This window comes from Amycolatopsis sp. NPDC089917 (genome assembly GCF_040684635.1).
GTDB lineage: Bacteria > Actinomycetota > Actinomycetes > Mycobacteriales > Pseudonocardiaceae > Amycolatopsis.
The window spans coordinates 1-23,522 of the sequence record NZ_JBFBGL010000093.1 but is presented as its reverse complement, the minus strand read 5'-3'; the positions used below and the strand labels follow the sequence as shown (position 1 = coordinate 23,522).

The window sequence follows — 23,522 nt, the reverse complement described above, 5'->3', positions numbered from 1 at the left end:
CGGCCCTGACCCCCTCGTGGGACTTCACCGGGTCGTACCGGACGAAAAACGTCCTGAACGACCCTTTCATGACATCGGGGCCGGGCCCGGCACCCGCTACTGCCGGTAGGACTCCACCTCGGAGATCGGCCGCGTCGTCGCCCCGTCCGGGTCTTCGTCGAATTCGACGCGCGCCCGCCGCTGCCGCAGCAGGTCCCAGCACTGGTCCAGCTGCTGCTCCACGCTCGCGAGCCGGGACCGGTCCTCCGAGCTGAGCCCGGTGCCGATCGCCCGCGAGCGGAGCTCGTGCTCCACGCTCACCAGCTCGTCGATCCGGCTGAGAATGTCCCCGTCGGCCATGCGCACCTCCTTCTGGATTGCTCCATCGGAGACGCTACGCGCATCGGCGGGAATGTGCGTAGCACCCGATTCGTTACGCCGGGCATGAGCACTGTGGAGCTGACCGCCGCCAACTTCGACCAGGTCGTGTCCGAGAACGACTTCGTGATCATCGACTTCTGGGCGGGCTGGTGCGTGCCGTGCCGCCAGTTCGCGCCGACCTACGAAAAGGTGTCGGGCAACCACGACGACATCGTCTTCGCGAGCGTCGACACCGAGGCCGAGCAGCAGCTGGCCGCCGCGTTCGACGTGCGCTCCATCCCCACGCTCGCGGTGATCCGCGACAAGACGGTCATCTACGCGCAGCCGGGCGCGCTCCCGGAGAAGACCCTCGAAGACCTGATCCAGCAGGCGCGCGACATCGACATGGACAAGCTCAAGGAAGAAGCGCAGGAAGCCTGACGTGACGGCGGTGATCCGCTGAGCCCCCGGGATTGGCGACGGGGTGCTGGTGGCCACCGAAATCGACGTTATCGGGGCAGGCCACCTGACGCAGGAAGAAGGGGCCCTTCCCGGCGGATTTCGCCGGAAAGGGCCCCTTTGTACTTCAGCGGAACTGTGCCACCGAGGACCGGGTCAGCCCCGGGTGGCGAGTCCGCGCAGGAAGAACGCCAGGTTCGCCGGGCGTTCCGCCAGCCTGCGCATGAAATAGCCGTACCATTCGTCGCCGTAGGGGACGTAGACGCGCATCGTCTCGCCGTCGCCCGCGATCCGGCGCTGCTCCTCGGGACGGATCCCGTACAGCATCTGGAATTCGTGGTCGTCCGCCTTGCGGCCCGCGTCCGCCGCGAGCTTCTCGGCGATCGCGATCATCCGCGGGTCGTGCGAGGCGACCATCGGATAACCCTTGCCCTGCATGAGGATCTTCAGGCAGCGCACGTAGGACTTGTCCACTTCGGACTTGTCCTGGAACGCGACCTCCTCGGGTTCGGCGTACGCGCCCTTGCACAGCCGGACGCGGGAACCCTCGGTCGCCAGGTCGCGGCAGTCCTGCTCGGTGCGCCGCAGGTAGGCCTGCAGCACCGCGCCCACCCACGGGTACTCGGTGCGCAGTTCCCGCAGGATGCCCAGCGTCGAGTCGGTGGTGGTGTGGTCCTCCATGTCGAGGGTGACCGTGGCACCGACCGCTTCGGCCGCCGCGCAGATCTTGCGAGCGTTCTCCAGCGCGACCTTCTCGCCGTCGGCGGGCAGGAACTGCCCGACCGCGGACAGCTTGACCGAGACGTCCGCGCCGAACGCGAGGCCGTCGGCCGCCAGGGCGGTCAGCAGGTCCTCGTAGGCGCGGACGGTCGTCGCGGCCTGCTCGGCGTCGGTGGTGTCCTCGCCGAGGTGGTCGAGGGTGACCCGGAGGCCGTCGTCGGCCAGCTCGCGGACCACCCGGGCGGCGTCGGGCGTCTTCGAACCGGCGACGAACCGGCTCACCACCGATCGGGTGGCGGGGACGACCTCGACCAGCTTGCGCATCCGCCGGGATCGGGCGGCGGCGAGCAACGGGGCACGCAACATCACGAACTCCTGGTTCTCAGCCCTGGTGGGGGTAACGGACGCTGGTGGGCGGAACGAACGTCTCCTTGACCGAGCGCGGGCTCGTCCAGCGGAGCAGGTTGAACACCGAACCGGCCTTGTCGTTGGTGCCGGACGCGCGAGCGCCGCCGAAGGGCTGCTGGCCGACGACCGCGCCGGTCGGCTTGTCGTTGACGTAGAAGTTGCCGGCGGCGAAGCGCAGCGCCTCGGACGCCTTCGCGACGGCCGTGCGGTCGTTCGCGATGACCGCGCCGGTGAGCGCGTAGTCGGCGGTCTCGTCGATCAGCTTCAAGACGTTGTCGAAGCCCTCGTCGGTGCTGTCGTCGTAGACGTGCAGCGAGAGGATCGGGCCGAAGTACTCCGTGCGGAAGATCTCGTGACCCGGGTTGTCCGACACGAGGATCGTCGGGCGCACGAAGTAGCCGACGCTGTCGTCCGCGGTGCCACCGGCGATGACCTCGATCTCCGCGTCCTCGGCGGCACTGGCCAGCACGGCGGCGTGCTTGTCGAAGGCGCGGCGGTCGATCACGGCGCCGCCGAAGTTGCTCAGGTCGTTGACGTCGCCGTAGGTGATGGCCTCGGTCTCGGAGACCAGCTTGTCCTTCAGGCTCGCCCAGAGCGAACGCGGGACGTAGGCGCGGGACGCGGCCGAGCACTTCTGGCCCTGGTACTCGAAGGCGCCGCGGATCAGCGCGGTGCGCAGGATGTCGACGTCGGCCGAGGCGTGCGCGAGCACGAAGTCCTTGCCGCCGGTCTCGCCGACCAGGCGCGGGTACGTGCGGTAGCCGGAGATGTTGGCGCCGACGGTGGCCCACAGGTGCTGGAAGGTCGCGGTGGAACCGGTGAAGTGGATCCCGGCCAGGTCGCGGTGGGTCAGGGCGACCTCGGAGACGGCCTTGCCGTCACCCGGCAGCAGGTTGATCACGCCCGGCGGCATGCCGGCCTCTTCGAGCAGGCGCATCAGCAGGTGCGCGGCGTAGCTCTGCGTCGGCGACGGCTTCCACAGCACCACGTTGCCCATCAGCGCGGGCGCGGTCGGCAGGTTGCCGGAGATCGCGGTGAAGTTGAACGGGGTGATGGCGTACACGAAGCCCTCGAGCGGGCGGTGCTCCATCCGGTTCCAGATCCCGGGCGAGCTGACCGGCTGCTCGGCGAGGATCTGACGGCCGAAGGCGACGTTGAAGCGCCAGAAGTCGATCAGCTCGCAGGCGGAGTCGATCTCGGCCTGGAAGGCGGTCTTCGACTGGCCGAGCATGGTGGCGGCGTTCAGCTTGGCGCGCCACGGGCCGGCCAGCAGGTCGGCGGCACGCAGGATGATCGCGGCGCGGTCGTCGTAGGACAGCGCGCGCCAGCCGGGGGCCGCGGCCTTGGCGGCGGCGATCGCGTCGTGGGTGTCCTGCGCGGTCGCGCTGTGGATGACGCCCAGCACCGCCTTGTGGTTGTGCGGCTGGACGACCTCGATCTTCTCGCCGCCGCCCTTGCGCTGCTCACCACCGATCGTGGCGGTGATGTCGATGGGGTCGGCGTCACCCAGCAGCTTGAGCGCGCCCTCGAGTTCAGCGCGCTCGGCGCTGCCCGGTGCGTAGTTCAGCACCGGCTCGTTCTTCGGGGCGGGGGTCTGGGTCACGGCGTCCACTGACTGCTCCTGACTTCACGTCGCCGGGTAGGTCTCACCCCGAACGGTAGACCTGAGGACGGCTCCGCGGCTTGTTCGACTGGCTAGAATCAGGGTGACCATCTTGTCCGATCGGCTTAATTCGGTGATGACAGCGTCCTCCTTGACTACGGAAACGACTACCGGCGCGTCCCTGCGGCATGTCCTCGCCACGCTCGGGGAACCGCTGGTCAGGGTGCTCGCGGCGCCGGGCGGACTCGGCGTCGAAGTGGCGGATGTCGTCATCCACGATCCGGAGGATCCGCCGGACGCCCATCCGGGGGACCTCGTCCTGGTGATCGGAGCCCGCGGGCGGTCCGCCGCCGGAGCGATCCGGGCCGCGGGACGCTCCGGCGCGGCCGCCGTCGCGATCAAGAGCGGCTCACCCGTCGTGAACGTCGCGACGGATTCGGGGATCGCGCTGATCGAGGTCGGCCACGAGGCCCGCTGGGAGCAGGTCGAGGCGCTCGCCAGGGGCGTCGTCGACGCGGCGCGCGCGGGTGGGGAGGCGGACAGCGGCGAGGTGCTGGGCGATCTGTTCTCGCTCGCGCAGACCATCGCGACCCTCACCGGCGGCCTGGTCAGCATCGAGGACACCGCGAGCCGCGTGCTGGCCTATTCACGGGCGGGCGACGAGGTGGACGAACTGCGCAGGCTGTCGATCCTCGGCCGCGAAGGTCCGGAACGGTACCTCGCGATGCTCCGCGAATGGGGTGTCTACCAGCGGCTTCGCTCCGGGGAGGGGATCGTCCGCATCGACGAGCGGCCCGATCTCGGCATCCGGCGGCGGATCGCGGCAGGCATCCACGCCGGGTCGCAGCCGCTGGGCACGATCTGGGTCCAGGAGGGCGCGCATCCGCTCACCGAAAGCGCGGAAGTCGCGTTGCTCGGCGCGAGCCGGGCGCTCGCGCCCCAGCTGATCCGGCATCGGACCCTGCCCAGCCCGGAGCTGCGGCTGCGCGAGGACCTGCTGGCGGGCTTGCTCGACGGGCGTCTCGACGTCGAATCCGTCGCCGACGACATCGGCGCGGACCCCGGGAAACCGGCCATGGTGCTGGCGTTCTCGCTCCCCCGCGACCGCGCGGCGACCGACCGGCAGCTGCGGCGCGCGGAACTGGTGCACCTGATCACCGTCCACACCGCCGCGTACCGGCGCAGCGCGCTGGTGAGCGTGATCGGCGGCCGGGTCTACGCGCTCCTTCCCGACCTTCCCGAGCACGCCGAGACGCGGATCCTGGCGCTGGCCAAGGAAATCGTCGGCACCGCGCAACGGCATCTCGACGTCCGGGTGCGCGCGGCGCTGGGCGGTGTCGTGCCGCGTCTGTCCGACGCGGCGGCCTCGCGAGGCGACGCGGACCGCGTGCTGGCGACGATGGCGCGCGGGCACGGGACCGCGGACGTCGCGTCGCTGGCCGACGTCCGTGCCGAGGTCCTGCTCTCGGAAGTCCTCGCGTTCCTCGGTGAGCAGCCGCGGATCCGCGATCCCCGGCTGACCGCGCTGGTCGCGCACGACGCCGAGCACGGCGGCATCCTGGTGCCCGCCGTGCTCGCCTACCTCGACGCGTTCGGCGATGTCCGCCGCGCGGCGCGCGAGCTGAACATCCATCCGAACACGGTGCGGTACCGGGTGCGACGCGCCGGCGAGGTGTCCGGGATCGACCTGGACGACCCCGCGCAGCGCGTCCTCACCCAGCTTTTGCTGCGCCTCTAGGGTTTCAGGCCAGGGTCAGGCTGAACCGCCGGTTTTGGACGTCCAGTTTGTCCAGCCGGACGGCCACGGCCGCACCGGTCGTGAGCGGGCCGGTGCCGCCGACGGTCGGCAGCAGCCCCTCCATCCCTTGGGCCACTTCGACGAACGCGCCGAACGGCAGCACCCGCGTGACGACACCGTCCAGGACGCCGCCATCGGCGTGCGCCACGACGAACTCACGCCAGTTTTCGTTGGGGGACATGCGATTCACCTCCTCTCCGCGCAGGGTCCACAACAAGACACTCACGCGGAGGCGGGCTGCGGGCCCGCCCGGAGATCAAGCGGCGGCCGGGGAACCCGTCCGCTCACGGCACGAGGCCGACCCGGCAGTCATGGCCGAGACACTAGCAAAAGTCACGACACCGCGGCCAGACTCGGGATTCCGGCGACCTCGGCCAGCGCGCGGTAGGACTCCAGCCGTTCGGCCTGGTCGAAAGTGCTGGTGGTCACCAGGATCTCGTCGGCGCCGGTCTTGGCGACGAGATCGGCCAGCCGGTCGCTCACCTCGTCCGGGGTGCCGGCGATCTGGCCGTCGAGCGCCCGGTCCAGCCGCTCCCGATCGCGGTCCGACAGCGGCCCGGCGAGGATTTCGTCCACTGGCGACAGCGGCGGGAAGACGCCGTGCGTGCGCGAGTAGACCGTCGACCAGGCCTCGGGGATCAGCAACCGGCGGGCCCGTTCGGCCGTCTCGGCGACCGCGATCGCCGAGGACACCACGACGTACGGTCGCGAAGCCTGCGCGGAAGGCCGGAAGCCGGAGCGATAGCCCTCGATGGCTTCGAGCAGCGGCCCCTCGCCCCGGACCGGCGCGATCACCAGCGGCAGCCCCAGTTCCGCGGCCAGCCGCGCGCCCGCGCCGGTCGCCAGCAGGAACGCGGGCACGCGAAGACCTTCGGCGGGAATGGCGTGCACGCCCGGGTACGTGGTCTGGTCGCCCGCGAGGAAGCCCAGCAGTTCCCGGACCTGGTCGCCGAAACGGTCGGCGTCGTCCTTCTCGTGCCCGAGCGCCTGCCGGACCCCGCCGGTGAACCCGACCGACCGGCCCAGCCCCATGTCGATCCGGCCGGGGAAGAGCGATTCGAGCACGCCGAACTGTTCCGCGACCACCAGCGGACGGTGGTTCGGCAGCATCACACCGCCCGTGCCGACGCGGATCCGCTCGGTCGCCGCGGCGACGGCGGCAGCCAGCACGGTGGGCGCCGATCCGGCGACGCCGGGCACGCTGTGGTGCTCGGACACCCAGAACCGGTGATAGCCCAGCGCCTCGATGTCGCGCGCCAACGCGACCGTGTCCCGCAGGGCGCGGGGCGCGTCGCCACCGCGACGGGTCGGGGACCGGTCCAGTACCGAGAGCGTGATCACCTTCGGGTCAACGTGTCCGGACCCGGCGGGATTCCCCGGTCAGGGGCGCCAGCGCTCGCTGTAGTCCGCGTGGTCGGCGTACGGCAGGGCCAGCAGCCGCAGGGTCAGGCACCAGTTCGTACCGGCCTCATCGGACGGCACATGGCAGGTCTCGCACCAGTACTCGTTGCCGTACAAGGGAAACCCCGGGACCTTCTCGGAAACCGTGGTGCGGTGGGCCTGCAGGAGCCGCCGGGTCGCCTCGATCTCGTTGATCATCTGATTGACCGTGTCGAGTTCGATGTCGTTCAGCGATCGGATCTTCTTTTCGATGACGACCTTGGTCTCACCTCGATTGAGCGATTCGCTGATCTCGGTTTTCTTGACCGCCTGCATGATCAGCGCCTGGCGTTGCCCCACACGCGCGGCGAGAAAGGCGATCAGGTCGTCCACAGGTACTCCTTCGTCTCCCCCAGCCTAGTGTTCGGAGGGAACTGTCGCTGGCAGGAAGGCCTGCGTTACGGCAAGGTCCCGCGCGTCACACAGTCTCGTATCGGCCCGCCGCGGAGCGGTAACAGGTTTCTAGATCGACACGAAAGCGCAATCACTCCGCGAGCAAATCGAGTGAAGAGACGGATGCCGAGCAGGACTTGGTCACCGACGCCGCACGCGTCGTCACGAAATGCGTTCCCACTCGTGGCCGGGTTCGCCGTCGCGCTCACTTTGGGCGCGGGCGCCGGTGTGGTGGCGGCCACACAGCCGAGAGCACTCGGCGCGGCGACGGCTCCGGCTGTCCCCGCGACCGTGACCGTCACCGCCGAGGCCGCGCTTCAGCCGACGGTGACCGTCCCGGCGCCCCCTGTCGCTTCTGGACTCCCCCGGACCGAAGCCGGGCGGCAACGGGCACTGCTACTGGGCGAGGCTGCGGGCCGCCGGCGCGTCGAAGATCGTGGCCGACCAGCTGACCACGGGCGCCGCCCGGTTCACCGCGCGCAAAGGCGAGTACGTGCAGGTCGCGGGCTGCGAGTTCACCCGCGGCTAGATACGCAGGCAACATTGCGCAGTCTGAACTGCGCAAGTTAGCCTGCGATCATGACCGAGAACGCCTCCAGCGCCCGCGCGGCCCACGACATCCGTGTCGCCTTCAGCAGGCTGCGGCGCCGCCTGCGGGAGAACTACGGCAGCGGCGACCTCACGCCGTCCCAGACGTCCGTGCTCAGCCGGCTCGACAAGGACGGCGAAGCGTCGGTCAGCGATCTGGCCGCGCTCGAAGGCATCCGTCATCAATCGGTCGCGACCACCGTCGGTGTCCTGGTGGAGCGGGGGCTGGCCGCCCGCCGCGCGGATCCCGAGGACGGACGGCGCCAGCTGATCTTCATCACCGGCAGCGGCCACGCCTTCCTCGAAGAGCGCCGTCGCGCCGGGGAGGGCTGGCTCGCGCAGGTCCTGGAGACGCGGTGCACCGAGGCCGAACGCCGCACGCTGATCGAAGCGGCGGCCCTGCTGGAACGGGTCGTGCGGCGATGAGCACCACCACGGAATCGGGCTTCGACCGGCGGCTTCTGCCCCCGATGATGCTCGGCGCGGCCCTCAATCCGGTCAACTCGTCGATCATCTCCGTGTCCCTGGTGCCGATCGGCGTGGCCTTCGGCGCACCGCCCGCCGAGACGGCCTGGCTGGTCTCCGCGCTGTACTTGGCCACCGCGATCGGCCAGCCCGTGGTGGGACGGCTCATCGACCTCTTCGGTCCACGCCGCCTGTTCCTGGCAGGGGCGGCGCTGACCGGGATCTCCGGCGTCGTCGGGATGCTCGCCCCGAGCTTCGGCGTGCTCGTCGCTTCCCGGGTGCTCCTCGGTTTCGGCACGTGCGCCGGCTATCCGGCGGCGATGTACCTCATCCGCAGCGAGGCCCGGCGCACCGGGAAGGACAGTCCCGCCGGGGTGCTCACCGCGCTCGCCATCACCACCCAGACCATCGCCGTCGTCGGGCCCAGCCTCGGCGGCCTGCTGATCGGGATCGGCGGCTGGCGCGCCACCCTCGCGGTCAACGTCCCGCTCGCCCTGGCCGGTCTGTACCTCGGCCTCCGCCGTCTTCCCGCGACACCGGCCACCCGCGACGGTGGCCGCGGCCTGGTCCGCGAACTCGATCTGCCCGGCATGGGCCTGTTCGCCGCCGCGCTCGTCTGCCTGCTGCTGTTCCTGATGAACCCGCACGGCGAGGACTGGTGGCTGCTCGCCGTGACCGTCGTGGCGGGCGCCGGTTTCGCCTGGCGCGAGCTGCGGACCCGGCAGCCGTTCATCGACGTGCGCCTGCTCGGTGGCAACCTGCCGTTGCTGGCCACCTACGGCCGGGCCCTGCTGAGCTTCGTCGTCAGCTACGCCTTCCTCTACGGCTACACGCAGTGGATGGAGCAGGGCCACGGGCTGTCGGCGTCGGAGGCCGGGCTGGTGCTGCTCCCGCTGTTCGGCGTCGGGATCATCGCCTCCACCGTCACCGGGCGCAGCAAAGCCGTCCGCAGCAAGCTCCTGGTCGGCTCGCTCGGACAGGTCGCGGCCTGCGCGCTGTTGCTGTTCCTGAACGACGGCAGTCCGGTGTGGACGCTGCTGGCCGTCGTCATCGTGCTCGGCGTCCCGCAGGGGTTGAACAACCTCGCGCTGCAGAACTCCGTGTACCACCAGGCCCACGCCGAACGCATGGCATCGTCCGCGGGACTCCTGCGCACTTTCGGCTACCTGGGCGCCATCGTCGCGTCCGCGGCCAACGGCGCCTTCTTCGGCCAGCGCGCCGACAGCGCCGGGCTGCACCACCTGGCCGCGTTCATGCTGGTGGTGAGCGTTTTGTTCCTCGCGCTGACCGTCGCCGATCGGTCACTGGCGCGCGTCGGCCGGGTGGACACGCCCACCTGATGTCCCGAGCGCCACGCCCGGGACGCTCAACGTCTCAAGCGTGGCGCTCGGGGCATCCTCTCGGCCGGGCCTAAGTGTCGTCGCGCGCCTTGCTGGGCTGGACTCGTTTGGGTTCGCCCGGCATCTTCGGGTAGTCCGGCGGATAAGGCATCTCGCCGAGACCGTGGTCGCGCTCGTCCCGCGCGTACCACTCCAGCAGGGTCTCGATGCCGAACGCCTGGTCGTCCATCGGCGCGTGGAGGTCGCCGTGCTCGGCGTAGAAGGCGCCGGCGGTCAGGACGTCGAAGTCGTCCGGGTCGACCTCGGTCAGCAGATCCCAGGTCAGCGGGGTCGACACCGTCGCGCGCGAAGTGCCGCGCACCGACCAGGCCGACGCCACCGTGCGGTCACGCGCGGCCTGGTTGTAGTCGATGAACACCCGGCCGCCGCGCTCTTCCTTCCACCACGCGATGGTCGCCTTGTCCGGGATCCGGCGCTCGACCTCGCGGCCCAGCGCGATCACCGCGTGCCGGACGTCGATGAAGTCCCAGTCCGGCCGGATCCGGACCAGGACGTGCACGCCGCGGCCGCCCGAGGTCTTCGGGTAGCCGACGAGCCCGGCCGAGTCGAGGACCTCGCGCACCACGCCCGCGACCTCGACCGCGTCGGAGAACCCCGCCTCGTCCGGCGGGTCGACGTCGATGCGGAGTTCGTCGGGGTGGTCGACGTCCGGCCGCCGCACGGGCCACGGGTGGAAGTCGAAGGTGCCGAGGTTGGCCGCCCAGGCGAACACGGCGGCCTCGGTCGGGCAGACCTCCTCGGCGGTCCGGCCGGACGGGAAGGTGATCTTCACCGTCTCCACCCACTCCGGGGCGCCCTTCGGCACGCGCTTGGCGTAGAACCACTCGCCCTCGACGCCGTCGACGTAGCGCTTCAGCGTCGTCGGCCGCTCCCCGATGGCGCGCAGCAACGGCTCGCCGACCGCGACGTAGTGCTCCACGACCTGGCGCTTCGTGATCCCGCGGGCCGGGAAGTAGACCTTGTCCGGGCTGGACACCCGGACCTTGCGCTCGCCTACCTCGACCTCGATCGGCTCACCGTTCTTGGGCATGCGCCCACCGTAGCCAGTCCGGCGCCGCTCAGGGCCGCGGATCGTTCTTCAAAAGTGCCATGGTGATGACGTCGTGCCATTCGCCGTCCCACCACAGCGCCTGCCGCTGGATCCCCTCCCTGACGAACCCGGCCTTCTCATAGGCGCGCTGGGCCCGCGGGTTGTAGTCGAAGACCTCCAGCGAGACGCGGTGCAGGCCGACGACGTCGAACGCGTACCCCAGGAGCAGCCTGGTCGCCTCGGTCCCGTAACCCTTGCCGTAGAACTCCGGCCCGTTCAGCGCGATGCGAAACGATCCCGAGCGGTTGTCCTTGTCGAGGTCCATGAGCGCGAGATCGCCGACGTGCGCGCGATCCGCCTTGCGCACGATCGCGTAGTCCGCGCGATCGTCCAAGCCCGGCCGCCCGGCCAGCCAGGTCTTGACCTGTTCGGCGGTGAACTCGGTGTGCGTACCGGTCAGCCTGCGGCTTTCCGGTTCGCGCAGGGCCTCCCAGCCGGTCTCGAAGTACGACTCGTCGAGCTGCGTGAGCACGACGGTCTCGCCGGCGAGGTCCGGCTGGGTCCGCAGCGCCTCGGTATCGATCACGGCGAATACCGTACGGTGGACGCAGTGTCCGGCCGTACCAAATTAATTCTCGCGCTCGCCGTGCTCGCCGTCTTCGTGACAGCCGCGGTGCTGCTGCCGATCCCGAGTCCGGCCGGCTTGCGGGCGTGGGCCGCCGAAACCGGTCCGGCCACGCCGCTGGTGTTCTTCCTCGTCTACTCGGTACTGACCGTGGCACCGATCCCGCGCACCGTGTTCAACCTGGCGGGCGGGCTGCTGCTCGGCGCCACGACGGGCATCGTCGTCGGCATCCTGGCGACCACGGTCGCCTCCGGGCTCTCGTTCGCCCTTTCGAGGGCACTCGGCCGCGATCTGGTGACCCGGCACCTGCACCGGGCGAAGGTCCGCGCGGTCAACGACCGTCTTTCGGACGGCGGGGTGCTGGCGATCACCTCCTTGCGGCTGATCCCGATGGTGCCCTTCGCTCCGTTCAGTTACCTGTGCGGAGTGTCATCCGTCCGTTTCACCCCGTATCTGATCGGGACCGCGCTCGGCAGCCTGCCGGGCACGATCGCGGTCGTCGTCCTCGGGGACGCGCTGACCGGGGAAACACCTCCTGCCCTGCTGATCTGTTACGCCGTCTTCGCCGCCGCGGGAGCCGTCGGGCTGGTCAAGGTCTTCCGGCGGAAAGCCCGTCCGGTTCCCGAAACGAGCGGCGAGGAAGAAGTGCCCGCCTCCGCACCGGCGAGCTGACGGGGGGCCGAAACCGCCGCCCGCTACACTCGATCGGGTGCGCGGGACCTGCAAGGCCGCGTAACGCCACCATCACCCGGGATGTGTTCGTCAAAGAATGTGTCAGGAGCAGTCGCCATCGACACCGGTCAGCTGATCGCTGGGCACTACCGCCTGGTAGAGCAAATTGGTAGCGGTGCCATGGGGGTGGTCTGGCGCGCCATCGATGTCCGCCTCGAGCGCTCGGTGGCGGTCAAGCAGATCCTCCCGCAGCCCGGTGTCTCCGAGGCCGAACGCGACAACATGCGCCAGCGCGCCATGCGCGAGGCCAAGAACGCGGCCCGGTTCCAGCATCCGAACGCGATCGTGGTGTTCGACATCGCCGAGCACGGCGGCGATCCCTGCCTGGTGATGGAGTACCTGAACGGCCCGAGCCTGTCGGCGATCATCTCCGACGAGGGCACGCTGCCGCTGGGGCGCGTCGCGAAGATCGGCGAGCAGGTCGCGTCGGCGCTGGTCGCCGCGCACCGCGCCGGGATCGTGCACCGCGACGTCAAGCCCGGGAACATCCTGATCGACGAATCCGGCACCGCGAAGATCACCGACTTCGGCATCTCGCGCGCGGCGGGCGACATGACGCTCACCCAGACCGGCCTGATCGGCGGCACCCCGGCCTACCTCGCGCCCGAGCTGGCGCGCGGCTCGGACCCGGTGCCCAGCTCCGACGTCTTCGCGCTCGGCGCGACGCTCTACCAGGCGATCGAGGGCCAGACGCCGTACGGGAACAGCTCCAACCAGCTCGCGCTGCTGTACGCGGCCGCGAACGGGCAGATCAACCCGCCGCAGCAGGCGGGCGGGGCGACAGCGCTGCTGATGAGCCTCCTGCGCACCGAGCCGACCGAGCGCCCGAGCATGGCCGAGGCCCGTGAGCGCCTCGCCGCGCTGGCGGCGAACGAATCCGGAGCGGGCATGGCGGCCTCGCCGCGGCTTTTCGGAGCGGGCGGGGGCAGACAGCCGGCCGCCACCGACACTCCCGGAGGCGGCAACCCCCTCGGAGAGCGGCCGCCGTGGCAGCGGACCGAGCACCCGGCCCAGTCGGCGCCGCCGCCTCCGCCCGCCAAACAGCACACGCCGACGGCCGCGTTCATCCCGATGCGCTCGCAGGCCGCCCCGCCGAACACGCCGCCGCGCCCGGTCGCCGCGGTGACCCCGCCGCCGTCCGCGGCCGCCCCGATGCGGCCGTCCCCGGCCAAGAACACCGACGCCAAGCGCAAGGCCGTCCTGTTCGCGGGCGCCGGCGCCGCGGTCGTGGTGATCGCCGTGATCGTGTTCCTGGTGCTGAACTCCAGCAACGGGACGGGCACCAACCCGGGCGGCGACAACGCCGGGGCGAACCCGCAGCCGGGCACCTCGGCGCCCAAGTCGAGCGCCCCGTCGTCCTCGAAGGCGGCCCCGGCGGGCCTGGGGAAGACCCCGAGCGAGAAGGTCACGAGTTACTCGAGTGTCGGCGGCTTCGTCCTCGACTTCTTCGACACGGACAAGATCGGGACGGCCGCGAGCTGGAGCAAGCTCACGGACGCCGCGAAAGAGGTTTACGGCTCGGAGCAGGCTTTCGCCGACTACTGGAGCACCCACAAGGTCACCGGCGCCGACACCGCCCGGGCCGACAAGGGTGGCGGCAACCCCGACGGCTCGATCGACATGAACATCACGCTCAACAAGGGGACCCGTCCCGCGCTGCGCGTCGTCCAGGTCGGCGGGCAGTACTACATCGACGCCGACACGCGAGTACTCGGCAACTGACGCAGCGTGGCGGTGGTGAGACCCGCCTCGCTGGTGGTAGGCCAATCGCCGCTCTTGGCTTACTGTTGCCGGTATGGCCGATAGCGGACCTTTCGGACCTGGCCAGAATCCTCGTTTCCAGGAGGACCTGGTAGGCCTCGACCCGTACGACCCCGAAGCCCGTGCCTTCGCCGAGCATCTGGACCGCATCGAGCGCTGCGGCCCGAACTTCACCGTGGAAGCCTGCATCGACGGTGTCTCCGACTTCGCCGACTCCAGCAACCGTCTCGGCGGTCTTCGCTGGTGGATTTCGGCGCTGGTCGTGATCCTCATCGTGCTCGGCGTGATGGTCACCGCATGGGACATCGTCGGCCGGGCCATCGCGTGGCTCGCGGGGTAACGTGGAACCAGTGAAAGGTATGAAACCCGTTGTCGGAGCCACGCCGCGCGTGGTCAAGTCCGAGCAGGAATGGCGGGAACAGCTCAGCCCCGACGAGTACGCCGTGCTCCGCCAGGCGGGCACCGAGCGTCCCTTCACCGGCGAGTACACCGACGAGAAGACCACCGGTGTCTACCAGTGCCGCGCCTGTGGCGCCGAGCTGTTCCGCAGCGACACCAAGTTCGAGAGCCATTGCGGCTGGCCGTCGTTCTACGACCCGGCCGACACCGACGCCGTCCTCCTCCGCGAGGACACCACGATGGGGATGCGCCGGATCGAGGTGCTGTGCAAGTCGTGCCACAGCCACCTCGGGCACGTCTTCGAAGGCGAGGGCTACGCCACGCCGACGGATCAGCGGTACTGCATCAACTCGATCTCGCTGAAGCTCGTCCCCGAGTCCGAGTCGTAACCGAACCGAGCGAACCACCGCCCTCCCCGGCGCGTTCCAGAAGTACTGGAACAGCGTCGGGGAGGGCGGTGTTTTCGTGAACGAACCCTGGGGAATCCCCGGACCGGCTTTCGCCTGGCTCTACGGTGTCTGCGCCGTGCTGCCGCTGGCGCTCGCCGTGGCGCACGAGTGGTGGCTGCGTCGTGACACCGGCGTCAGGAAGGTGCCCGGCCTCTATCACCTGGCCGCGCTGGCGGGCGGCACGGAACGGGTCACCGACACCGCCGTCGCCGGTCTCATCGCACGGCACTGCCTCCGGCCCGACGGCCGCGGGCTCCTGCACCCGATCAGGCCGGTCCCGGCCGATCCCGTCGAGCGCGCGCTCGTCACGCTCGTGCACGGAAACGGGATCGGCCTGCGTGAGCTGCGCCACCGGATGGCCCGGCACCCGGTCGTCCTGCACCTGCGCGCGGAGCTGGAGCAGAACGGCCTGTATGTCGCCGAAAACCGGCGACGGACGGGCTGGTGGTGCGCGCTGGCTGCCTACGTCGCCGTTCTCGCGCTGGGCGTCGCGCGGCTGGCGGACGCCGTACCGCTGGAGCGTCCGCACACCGTCCTCGTCGTCCTGTTCTTCGGCGCGGTCGCCGCTCTGGGCTTGACCGTGTGGGGGCAGTGGCCGGACAGGTCCGGCCGGCCGACCACCGCGGGCAGGCTGGCGTTCCACCACGGCGACTGGGACCGCGACCTGGCACGCACCGCGACCGGGCAGGTGGCCGTCAACGGGTTGCAAGGCTTCCCGGACAAGGTCGTGGCGGTCACGCTGATCAAGACCGGCGGCACGAAGGGCAGGTTGTTCGGCGGTGCGGTGAGTGCCTGCGGCTCGAGCGCGGCCTACTTCGTCGGTTCCTCGTGCGGCGGTGGAGGCGCCTCCTGCGGCGGAGGCGGTGCCTCTTGCGGCGGAGGGTGCGGAGGATGACCACGAACCGGCTCACGACGCTCTACCAGGTCGCTTACCTCACCGGCGGCCCCGACCGGGTCGCGGACACCGCGATCGCGGAAGCCCTCGGGCGGAAGGCGGCCAGGCTCGACCGGTCCGGTGTCCTGCACCGGAGCTCCGCGAAGCCCGCCGACCCGTTCGTGCTGGCGGTCGTGGAAACCCTGCCCAAGGTCCGGATCGCGCGGGTGCGCGAAGCCTTGCGCGAGTCGGAGCCGATGCGCTCGCTGCGGGCGGAACTCCTGGCAGGCGGCCTGATCTTCCCGGCGTATCACTGGCGACGGGCCTGGCACGCCGTCATCGTCCGGGCCCGGCCCGGGGTGTGGGCGACCGGAGCGGGCGAACTGCTGGTTTCCCGGGCGAGGGAGGATCCGCGGCTCGGCACCGGCGCGGCGGGCGCGGTGGCACTGGGCGGAATCGACGCCTACCCGGACCGGCGGGCGGCGCGGCTCCTGACGGCGCCCCTCGCCAGGGAGAAGACCCGGGTCTCCGTCAGCCCGGATGACGGCTCAATGGACGTCACGGATTGTTCCCCCGGCTGATCGACTGGGTTCGAGGGAACCACGACCGGACGGAAAAGCGTCCGACTACGGTAAGTGCACCTGCTCGCGAAAGGCCCGTGCGATGGAAGACACCTGGGGCATCCCCGGACCCACTTTCCTGGCGATCTACGCCGTCTTGCTGGTGCTTCCGCTGGCCGTCGGTCTCCTGTGGACGATCGCGGTCAAGCTCGGGCGCAAGGCGCCGCGCGCCGCCGTGAGCGGACCGCAGCCGACCGTCTACGAACTCGCCTACCTGGCAGGCGGCCCGGACCGGGTGGTCGACACGGCCATCGCGGCCCTGGTCGAGCGCGGGACGTTGCGGATCAGCAGTTCGAAGCAGCTCCAGCTGGCCGGATCCCTGCCCGCCGACCCGATCGAAAGGGCCGTCGCCAAGGGCGCCAAACCGGGCTACAACGCCACGACCCGCGGCATGCGCGACAGGCTGCGCATGTCCGGGCCGATGCAGGCACTCGGCAAGGACCTGGAGGCGCGCGGGCTCGTGGTCGCCGACCGGGCGCCGCGGATCCGCCAGGTCGTGTTCTTCCTGTACGCCGCCGTGCTCGTCCTCGGCGTGGTGCGCCTGTTCGCCGGGCTCGGCACGAACCACCCCGTCGGCTTCCTGATCCCCTTGCTGATCGCGGCCGTGGTCGCGACGCTGATCGCCCGGTCCGCCAAGAACAAGGCGTCGGGACCGCGTCCGACCAGTGAAGGCAACCGGATCCTCGGCAGCGCCAGCAGCGCGCTGGCGCGGGAGCGCAAGCGCGGCATCCCCAACGAAGCGGCCCCGGGCGGCGTGGCCCCCGGTTACCTGCTGGCAGGCGCGGCCGCGGCGGTCGCGCTCGGCGGGCTCGCGTTCTACCCGGACGAGGAACTGAGCGCGGCACTGATCCCGCCGCCCATCCCCAGCGGTTTCGGCGGCGGCGGTTCGTCCGGCGGCGGCAGCACCTGCAGCTCCGGATCCTCGTGCAGCAGCGGTAGTTCGTGCGGCGGCGGCAGCTCCTGCGGCGGAGGCGGCGGCTGTGGCGGCTGACGGACCGGGACACCTCGGGATCGGGATCGGCTGGCGGCACGAGCTGGACCTGTCGATCGCGCGGCTGCCCGGCGTCGACTGGGTCGAGGTCGTCGCCGAGAACCTGCACGCCGGGCATCTCCCCGAAACCCTGCTCGCCTTGCGGGACAAGGGGACGCCGGTCCTGCCGCACGCGGTCTCGCTGTCGCTGGGCGGGGCCGAACCGCTGGACACCGCGCGCGTCGAGCACCTCGCGGAGGTCACCCGCGAGCTCGGCGCGCCGATGGCCAGCGACCACGTGTGCTTCGTGCGCGCGGGCGGCCTCGACTCCGGGCATCTGATGCCGCTCCCCCGCACCCGGGAAGCGCTCGACGTCCTGGTGGACAACGTCAAGCTGACCCAGTCCATCGTGGAGGTCCCGTTCGCGCTGGAGAACATCGCGGCGGTGCTGGAATGGCCGGACGCCGAGTTCACCGAGTCGGAGTTCCTGCGCGAGCTGACCGACCGGACCGGCTGCCTGCTGATCGTCGACGTCGCCAACCTGTACGCCAACGCCCGCAACCTCGGCACCGACCCCGGCCGGTTCCTCGACGAGATCCCCTGGGAGCGGCTGGCGTACACGCATATGGCGGGCGGCGTCGAACGCGACGGCGTCTACCACGACACGCACGCCCATCCGGTGCTCCCGGAGGTCCTGAACCTGCTGCGGGAACTTCGGAAGCGTGCCGAGCCGCCGGGTGTCCTGCTGGAACGCGACGACGACTACCCGACCGACGCCGAACTGGCGGCGGAACTGGCCGCGCTCCGGGACGCGGTCTCGCCGTGACCTCGCCCCGGGAGCGGCTCGCGGGGCAGCAGGCCGAACTGCTCAAGGCACTCCTCGCCGACGGCGACGCCCCGGCGGGCTTCGACGCGGACAGGCTACGCATCGAGGCGAACGTGGTGCGGAACAAGCAGAGCAGGCTGGCCGCGTACCTGCGGCCGGACCTCGCCGAGGCCCTCGGCGACCGGTTCGCCGCGCTGTTCCGCGAGTACACGACCGCACATCCGAAGACCGACGTGATCCGCGCGCGGGACTACGCGGACGCCTTCGGCACGTGGCTCGTGGAGCGCGGCGAGGTACCGAAACCCCCTGGCCGTTTCGCGAGGTGGCTACGCCGCGTTTAGTCCTCTGAACGCGGGGTTCACCAGACGGCTCGGTCGCTTCCGGGTACGCGGGTCCCCTCCACCCAGAAGGGGTTCGAGCCCGGCAGCACACCCGCCATCTTGACCCGGCTGAGCCGCCCGAGCGGGCTGTCGACGTCCTCCACGAACTCGGCGCCGTCGAAACCGGCAGGTCCGGCTTCCTTGCGCCCCAAGGAGTTCAGCCACTCCGCGGTCCCGGCGAGCGACGTGCGGACGTGCCGGCTGCCGCCTTCGGTCGCCGCCCGGCGGACGGCCGTCATGATCGCCGCCGCGGTGAGCCAGCCGGTCGCGTGGTCGAGTGCCTGCACCGGAAGCGGTCCCGGGCCGTCGAGCCCGGCGGTCTTGCCGCCCTCGTCGGCGATCCCCGACGTCATCTGCACGAGGCTGTCGAACCCGCGCCTGCGCGCCCATGGCCCTTCCCAGCCGTAGGCCGACAGGTCCGCGACCACGATCCCCGGCCGCAGCTCGGCGATCGCCTCCGGCGAGAAACCCTTGGCCACCAGCGATCCCGGCCGGAACCCCTGGAGCACGACGTCGGCGCGCGCGATCAGCTTGCGCAGCCGCGAGCGCCCGGCCTCGGTCTCCAGGTCGACGTACGCCGAGAGCTTGCCCATCCCGGTGTCGACGGCCAGCGGCGGCACGGTCGGCAGCTGCGCCGACCCGATGTGCATGACGGTGGCGCCGTGCGCGGCGAGCACGCGGCCCGCGACCGGTCCGGCGATGACGTGGGTCAGGTCCAGGATCCGCACCCCGCCCAGCGGCCGGTCCGACGCGAACAGCCGCACGGGATCCGACGGCCCGAGCGGGCGGATGTCCGCGACCGGCAGCGCGCTGGACGCTTGCCCCTGCTTGTGCGCCAGCCACTCGTCCCGGGTCCGCAGCACGGCCGCGGCGCCGCCGGCGCCGATCACCGCCGATTCGACCTCGTGCTTGGACTTGGCCGCCACGACCTTCTCGAACGCCGCGCGGGTCGCGGGCACGCCGAGACCCCAGCACACGGCGGACACGTGACGCGGGTAGTTGCAGTGCAGCCGCACCCAGCCGTCGTTGGCGCGGTAGTCGCCGGACAGCGGCGCGCTGAACGGCACCGGCTCGCCGTCGACGCGGAGGTACTGCTCGCTGTGGAACGACGCCGCGGCGTGCCGGGTGTCGACCGAGACCTTGCCGGGCTCGATTCCCCGCAGCCGCAACAGTTCCCCGGCGGCCAGCGTCGCCGCCGCGATACTCGTCGTCGCCACCTGTTCGACCCGGAAGGTCCCGGGCAGCACGGACTCGGGGCCGGTGACCTCGACGGCGTCTTCGGCGAGCTCGTCGCTGGTGAGCGTGGTCCAGACGCGGGAGTCCACTGATGCGTTCACTACGGCAGCAGGGCGATCAGCTCGGCGGGTTCCACCTTGGTCCCGGTGTAGAACGGGATCTCCTCGCGCACGTGGAGGCGGGCCTCGGTGCCGCGCAGGTGACGCATCAGGTCGACGATGCGGTGCAGCTCGTCGGCCTCGAAGGCCAGGATCCACTCGTAGTCGCCCAGCGCGAACGACGCGACCGTGTTGGCGCGGACGTCCGGGTAGTCGCGAGCCTCCTTGCCGTGGTCGGCGAGCATCTTGCGGCGCTCGTCGTCCGGCAGCAGGTACCACTCGTAGGAGCGCACGAACGGATAGACGCAGATGAACTTGCGGGCCTCTTCACCGGCGAGGAACGCCGGGATGTGGCTCTTGTTGAACTCGGCGGGGCGGTGCAGCGCGACCTGGCTCCACACCGGCGCAGAGGCGCGGCCGAGCGGGGTGTGCCGGAAACCGCTGTAGGCGGCCTGGACCTGCTCGATCTCCTCCGCGTGCCACCAGACCATGTAGTCGGCGTCGGCCCGCAGGCCGGAGAGGTCGTAGACACCGCGGACGACGACACCCTTGGCTTCCAGCGCGTCGAGGTACTCGGTGGTCTCCGCGGTCGCCCGCGTGCGGTCCTCACCCAGCTTGCCCTGCTCGGCCCGGAAGACCGACCAGGCGGTGTAGCGGATGCTGTCGTTGAGCTCGTTGTAGTTCAGCCGCGCCATACCGCCATCTTGGCACTGCCGGTGCTCAGGAGCCCTCGTGGGTCGGTGTGATCCCGGCGATGCGGCGGGCGGCCGCGTCGGCGGTGGCGACGCAGGCGGGGAGCCCGACGCCGTGCAGCGTCGCGCCGGCCACGGCGAGCCCAGGAACGCCCGCGACGGCGCGTTCGATCCGCTCGACGCGTTCGAGGTGACCGGTGCCGTACTGCGGGAGCCCGCCACCCCACCGGGTCACCAGCGTCTCGATCGGCTCGGCGGTGACGCCGGTCAGCCGGGCGAGATCGTCGCGGACCACGCGCACGAGTTCGTCGTCGTCCGCGTGCAGCGCGCCCGGCTCGCCGAAACGGCCGACCGAGCCGCGGACCAGCACCGGGCCGTCGCCGTACTGCGCCCATTTGCGGGTGGAGAAGGTGAACGCCTTGGCGGCGAACGGCTTCCCCGCCGCGTCCTGTTCGCCCGCGCCGATCAGCACACCGGACGAGTCCGGCAGCGCGGTACCCGGCGCCAGGGCGAGCGCGACCACCGCCATCGACGCGAGTTCGACCTCCGCGAACGCCGACGACGCGACATCCGCGACGCCGTCGAGCAGCCGTCGTGCCGAAGGCGCCGGAACGGCGAGCAGGACGGAGTCGGCTTCGAGGTCGTCGACCTTCCAGCCGGTGGCGGTGCGCGCGAGCGCCGTCACCGTGGTCCCGGTCCGGATCTCGGCGCGCGACAGCTCGGCGAGCCGCGCGATCAGCGTCCCGAGGCCGCCCAGCAGCGTCCCGAAGACCGGCGCCGTACTGGGCGACGCGGGCATGAGCGAAGCGGCGCCTTCGGTGAGCGAACGCGCGCCGCGGTCCACCGCGGACGCGAGACCGGGCATCGTCGCGCGCAGCCCGAGCCCGTCCGCTCCCCCGGCGTAGACCCCGCCCAGCAGCGGGTCGACGAGGCGGTCCACGAGTTCGTCGCCGAAGCGCTCGCGCAGCAGCGGGCCGAGCGGCACGTCACCGGCGGGCAGATCCACCGGCGGCAGCGACGACTCGGCCTCGACCAGCGAGCGGCCCTTCTCCGACAGCACCCCGGCGACCGCGTCGGCCGAGGCCGGGACGCCCATGACGGTGCCCGGCGGCAGGCCGAGCACCGAGCCGCCGGCGTGGATCTTCGCGCGGGCCTTGGTGGGATGGACGAGGCTTTCACCCAGCCCGACCTCGCGTACCAGCGAGAGCGCCTCGGGACGACGGGCGAGGAAGGCCTCGGCGCCGACGTCGTAGCGCTCGCCGGCGAGTTCGATCGTGCGGAGTTTCCCGCCGAGCGAGTCCGTCGCCTCGAAGACGACGATCCGCGCGTCCTCGCCGAAGAGCGTCCGGAGACGGTAGGCCGCGGTCAGTCCGGAAATACCGCCGCCGACGACGGCGACCGTCTTCACGGCTGGATCTCGTGCACCAGCCCGACCGCGCGCGTCAGGACGTCCGGGTCGACGCCGGGCAGCACGCCGTGGCCGAGGTTGAAGATGTGGCCGTCGGCCGCGCGGCCCTCCGCGAGGATCCGCCGGACCTCGGCTTCGAGCACCGGCCAGGACGCGTGCAGCAGCGCCGGGTCGAGGTTGCCCTGGACGACGCCGCCGCCGAGCCGCCGGACGGCTTCGTCGAGCGGGACGCGCCAGTCGACGCCGACCACGTCGGCGCCCGCGTCGCGCATGGCCACCAGCAGCTCGCCGGTGCCGACGCCGAAGTGGATCCGCGGCACGCCGTAGCCCGCGACCGCGTCCAGCACCTTCGCCGAATGCGGCAGGACGAACTCGCGGTAGTCCCGCTCCGAGAGCGCGCCCGCCCACGAGTCGAACAGCTGGATCGCGTCGGCCCCGGCGTCCAGCTGCGCGGACAGGAACGTGATCGCCATGTCCGCCAGGCGCCCCGCCAGCTCGTGCCACAGCGCCGGCTCGGAGTGCATGAGCGCCTTGGTGTGCTCGTGGTTGCGGCTCGGTCCGCCCTCGATGAGATAGGAGGCCAGGGTGAACGGCGCGCCCGCGAAACCGATCAGCGGCGTCTCGCCCAGCGCCCCGACCAGCAGCCGGACACCGTCGGCGACCCGCTCCACCTGCTCCGGGTCCAGCACCGGCAGCGCGCGCACGCCCGCGGCGTCGCGGATCGGCTCGGCGACGACCGGGCCGGTGCCCGCGACGATGTCGATGTCGAGACCCGCCGCCTTGAGCGGGACGACGATGTCACTGAAGAGGATGGCCGCGTCGACGCCGTGACGGCGGATCGGCTGGAGAGTGATCTCGGCGAGCATCTCGGGGTCGAAGCACGCCTCGAACATCGAGGTGCCCTCGCGCAGCGCCCGGTACTCCGGCAGCGACCGGCCGGCCTGGCGCATGAACCACACGGGGGTGCGGGCGGGGCGTTCCCCGCGCGCGGCGGCCAGGAACGGCGAGCCGGGCAGGGCACGACGGGCCGCGGGAACGGTCTGCGCGGGAGAAGCAGGTGAAGGAGACATCACGGTTCATGGTGCCATGGGCGCTCCGGGGCCTTACTCTCGGCGCGCCTGCGCCCCGAACCGGACGATCGCGTCTTACAGTCGGTTGGTGACCGCGATGACGTCAGTACCCGATCTCTTCCGTGAAGCCGTCGCGTCGTTGCAATCGGTCCGGCCCCGCCCCGAAGTCCAGCTGGAGACGATGCGCCCGCCGCAACGGCTGGCGCCGTGGTCCTACGCGGTGAGCTGCGAGGTGGAAGGACCGGCGGACGTCCTGGCGTCAGGGCGGCTGGTGCTGCTGCACGATCCGGACGGCCAGGAAGGCTGGGACGGGGTCCTGCGGCTGGTCATGTACGTCCGCGCGGAACTCGACCGGGAACTGGCGACCGATCCCTTCCTTCCCGCCGTCGGCTGGTCCTGGCTGACCGACGCGCTGGAGACCTCGGGCGCGGAGTGGACGGCGCTGGGCGGCACGGTCACCGAGACCTCGTCGGCGCGCTTCGGCGACATCTCCGGCCCCGCGCGCACCGACGATCTGGAACTGCGGGCGTCGTGGACGCCGACGGACGCCGTGCTGCGGCCGCACGGGCAGGCCTTCTGTCAGGTCATGGCGAGCGTCGTCGGGCTGCCGCCGGTCGGCGTGACGCTCTTCGAGCAGCGCCAGTCCTCCTGACGACTCCCTCTGTCGCAAGTCCGTGAAGGCCTCCTTGAGGGACTCTGGGTCCCTCAAGGAGGCCTTCACGGACTTGCCCGCCGTCTC

General features: G+C 71.1%; 26 protein-coding genes. 14 read left to right on the top strand and 12 right to left on the bottom strand.

The features are described 5' to 3' along the window. Nucleotides 1–96: 96 nt before the first annotated feature. Nucleotides 97–339 carry a DUF2630 family protein gene (locus AB0N89_RS38040; RefSeq protein WP_005157072.1) on the bottom strand — a complete coding sequence of 81 codons (243 nt, stop codon included), beginning with the start codon at nt 337–339 and terminating at the stop codon, nt 97–99. Between the two features lie 84 nt (nt 340–423). Here AB0N89_RS38040 and AB0N89_RS38035 point away from each other — a divergent pair, with 84 nt between their 5' ends. After that, nucleotides 424–780, top strand: a complete 357-nt coding sequence (locus AB0N89_RS38035; RefSeq protein WP_039917837.1) for a thioredoxin family protein — start codon at nt 424–426, stop codon at nt 778–780. 174 nt (nt 781–954) lie between these two features. Here the strand turns inward: AB0N89_RS38035 and AB0N89_RS38030 are convergent, their stop codons facing one another. After that, entirely contained in the window at nt 955–1,884 is a 930-nt protein-coding gene (locus AB0N89_RS38030; protein WP_364215563.1) for a proline dehydrogenase family protein, read from the bottom strand. 16 nt (nt 1,885–1,900) lie between these two features. Beyond that, entirely contained in the window at nt 1,901–3,538 is a 1,638-nt protein-coding gene (pruA, locus tag AB0N89_RS38025) for an L-glutamate gamma-semialdehyde dehydrogenase (protein ID WP_364215560.1), read from the bottom strand. 127 nt (nt 3,539–3,665) lie between these two features. On the opposite strand from pruA, the gene AB0N89_RS38020 reads away from it, so the two are divergent. Then, nucleotides 3,666–5,267 (top strand): helix-turn-helix domain-containing protein, encoded by a 1,602-nt coding sequence (locus tag AB0N89_RS38020; protein WP_364215558.1) that lies wholly within the window; start codon nt 3,666–3,668, stop codon nt 5,265–5,267. Between the two features lie 4 nt (nt 5,268–5,271). Here AB0N89_RS38020 and AB0N89_RS38015 read toward each other — a convergent pair whose 3' ends face one another. The 3 genes from AB0N89_RS38015 to AB0N89_RS38005 all read right to left on the bottom strand — a co-directional run bounded on the left by AB0N89_RS38015 (nt 5,272) and on the right by AB0N89_RS38005 (nt 7,100). Beyond that, entirely contained in the window at nt 5,272–5,508 is a 237-nt protein-coding gene (locus tag AB0N89_RS38015; RefSeq protein WP_364215555.1) for a S1 RNA-binding domain-containing protein, read from the bottom strand. A 152-nt stretch (nt 5,509–5,660) separates the two neighbouring features. Further along, nucleotides 5,661–6,668: an LLM class flavin-dependent oxidoreductase gene (locus AB0N89_RS38010; RefSeq protein WP_364215552.1), complete on the bottom strand. Its 1,008-nt coding sequence runs from the start codon at nt 6,666–6,668 to the stop codon at nt 5,661–5,663. A gap of 39 nt (nt 6,669–6,707) precedes the next feature. Further along, nucleotides 6,708–7,100 carry a DUF6221 family protein gene (locus tag AB0N89_RS38005; RefSeq protein WP_364215549.1) on the bottom strand — a complete coding sequence of 131 codons (393 nt, stop codon included), beginning with the start codon at nt 7,098–7,100 and terminating at the stop codon, nt 6,708–6,710. Nucleotides 7,101–7,739: 639 nt separating this feature from the next. Here AB0N89_RS38005 and AB0N89_RS38000 point away from each other — a divergent pair. Then, on the top strand, nt 7,740–8,174 hold the full coding sequence (locus tag AB0N89_RS38000) for a MarR family transcriptional regulator (protein ID WP_364215546.1): 435 nt from the start codon (nt 7,740–7,742) through the stop codon (nt 8,172–8,174). Then, the gene (locus AB0N89_RS37995) at nt 8,171–9,553 is read left to right on the top strand and encodes an MFS transporter (protein WP_364215543.1); all 1,383 of its coding nucleotides are present in this window, start codon (nt 8,171–8,173) and stop codon (nt 9,551–9,553) included. The genes AB0N89_RS38000 and AB0N89_RS37995 overlap by 4 nt, the downstream gene beginning before the upstream one ends. Before the next feature lie 70 nt (nt 9,554–9,623). Here AB0N89_RS37995 and AB0N89_RS37990 read toward each other — a convergent pair whose 3' ends face one another. Both AB0N89_RS37990 and AB0N89_RS37985 read right to left on the bottom strand, forming a co-directional pair. After that, a complete protein-coding gene (locus tag AB0N89_RS37990) occupies nt 9,624–10,643 on the bottom strand; it encodes a DNA polymerase domain-containing protein (protein ID WP_364215540.1) in 1,020 nt (339 codons plus the stop codon). A gap of 28 nt (nt 10,644–10,671) precedes the next feature. After that, the gene (locus AB0N89_RS37985; protein ID WP_364215537.1) at nt 10,672–11,229 is read right to left on the bottom strand and encodes a GNAT family protein; all 558 of its coding nucleotides are present in this window, start codon (nt 11,227–11,229) and stop codon (nt 10,672–10,674) included. A gap of 24 nt (nt 11,230–11,253) precedes the next feature. On the opposite strand from AB0N89_RS37985, the gene AB0N89_RS37980 reads away from it, so the two are divergent. From AB0N89_RS37980 to AB0N89_RS37940, 9 genes are all read left to right on the top strand, one after another. Then, nucleotides 11,254–11,940 (top strand): TVP38/TMEM64 family protein, encoded by a 687-nt coding sequence (locus AB0N89_RS37980; RefSeq protein WP_364215534.1) that lies wholly within the window; start codon nt 11,254–11,256, stop codon nt 11,938–11,940. 81 nt (nt 11,941–12,021) lie between these two features. Further along, nucleotides 12,022–13,722: a protein kinase gene (locus AB0N89_RS37975; protein ID WP_364215531.1), complete on the top strand. Its 1,701-nt coding sequence runs from the start codon at nt 12,022–12,024 to the stop codon at nt 13,720–13,722. Between the two features lie 73 nt (nt 13,723–13,795). After that, on the top strand, nt 13,796–14,101 hold the full coding sequence (locus tag AB0N89_RS37970; RefSeq protein WP_364215528.1) for a hypothetical protein: 306 nt from the start codon (nt 13,796–13,798) through the stop codon (nt 14,099–14,101). A gap of 19 nt (nt 14,102–14,120) precedes the next feature. Next, nucleotides 14,121–14,549 carry a peptide-methionine (R)-S-oxide reductase MsrB gene (gene msrB, locus AB0N89_RS37965; RefSeq protein WP_191254171.1) on the top strand — a complete coding sequence of 143 codons (429 nt, stop codon included), beginning with the start codon at nt 14,121–14,123 and terminating at the stop codon, nt 14,547–14,549. Between the two features lie 76 nt (nt 14,550–14,625). Next, nucleotides 14,626–15,504, top strand: coding sequence for a TIGR04222 domain-containing membrane protein (locus AB0N89_RS37960; protein WP_364215525.1), 879 nt, complete (start codon nt 14,626–14,628; stop codon nt 15,502–15,504). Then, nucleotides 15,501–16,064: a TIGR04222 domain-containing membrane protein gene (locus AB0N89_RS37955; protein ID WP_364215522.1), complete on the top strand. Its 564-nt coding sequence runs from the start codon at nt 15,501–15,503 to the stop codon at nt 16,062–16,064. Before AB0N89_RS37960 ends, AB0N89_RS37955 begins: the two co-directional genes overlap by 4 nt. Before the next feature lie 82 nt (nt 16,065–16,146). Then, complete coding sequence (locus tag AB0N89_RS37950; RefSeq protein WP_364215519.1) at nt 16,147–17,094, top strand: TIGR04222 domain-containing membrane protein; 948 nt, start codon at nt 16,147–16,149, stop codon at nt 17,092–17,094. Further along, nucleotides 17,084–17,899: a DUF692 domain-containing protein gene (locus AB0N89_RS37945; protein WP_364215516.1), complete on the top strand. Its 816-nt coding sequence runs from the start codon at nt 17,084–17,086 to the stop codon at nt 17,897–17,899. The genes AB0N89_RS37950 and AB0N89_RS37945 overlap by 11 nt, the downstream gene beginning before the upstream one ends. Further along, nucleotides 17,896–18,240, top strand: a complete 345-nt coding sequence (locus AB0N89_RS37940; protein WP_364215513.1) for a hypothetical protein — start codon at nt 17,896–17,898, stop codon at nt 18,238–18,240. The genes AB0N89_RS37945 and AB0N89_RS37940 overlap by 4 nt, the downstream gene beginning before the upstream one ends. Nucleotides 18,241–18,257: 17 nt before the next feature. On the opposite strand, the gene AB0N89_RS37935 is transcribed toward AB0N89_RS37940, so the two are convergent. The 4 genes from AB0N89_RS37935 to hemE are packed head-to-tail and all read right to left on the bottom strand — an operon-like array spanning nt 18,258 to nt 22,783. After that, on the bottom strand, nt 18,258–19,604 hold the full coding sequence (locus tag AB0N89_RS37935) for a CoA transferase (RefSeq protein ID WP_364215567.1): 1,347 nt from the start codon (nt 19,602–19,604) through the stop codon (nt 18,258–18,260). An 11-nt stretch (nt 19,605–19,615) separates the two neighbouring features. Continuing rightward, nucleotides 19,616–20,308 (bottom strand): hydrogen peroxide-dependent heme synthase, encoded by a 693-nt coding sequence (gene hemQ / locus AB0N89_RS37930; RefSeq protein ID WP_364215510.1) that lies wholly within the window; start codon nt 20,306–20,308, stop codon nt 19,616–19,618. A 25-nt stretch (nt 20,309–20,333) separates the two neighbouring features. After that, a complete protein-coding gene (gene hemG / locus AB0N89_RS37925) occupies nt 20,334–21,713 on the bottom strand; it encodes a protoporphyrinogen oxidase (protein ID WP_364215507.1) in 1,380 nt (459 codons plus the stop codon). Beyond that, nucleotides 21,710–22,783 (bottom strand): uroporphyrinogen decarboxylase, encoded by a 1,074-nt coding sequence (gene hemE, locus AB0N89_RS37920; protein ID WP_364215504.1) that lies wholly within the window; start codon nt 22,781–22,783, stop codon nt 21,710–21,712. The genes hemG and hemE overlap by 4 nt, the downstream gene beginning before the upstream one ends. 88 nt (nt 22,784–22,871) lie before the next feature. Here hemE and AB0N89_RS37915 point away from each other — a divergent pair, with 88 nt between their 5' ends. After that, on the top strand, nt 22,872–23,435 hold the full coding sequence (locus tag AB0N89_RS37915; protein ID WP_364215501.1) for a DUF3000 domain-containing protein: 564 nt from the start codon (nt 22,872–22,874) through the stop codon (nt 23,433–23,435). Nucleotides 23,436–23,522 lie beyond the last annotated feature (87 nt).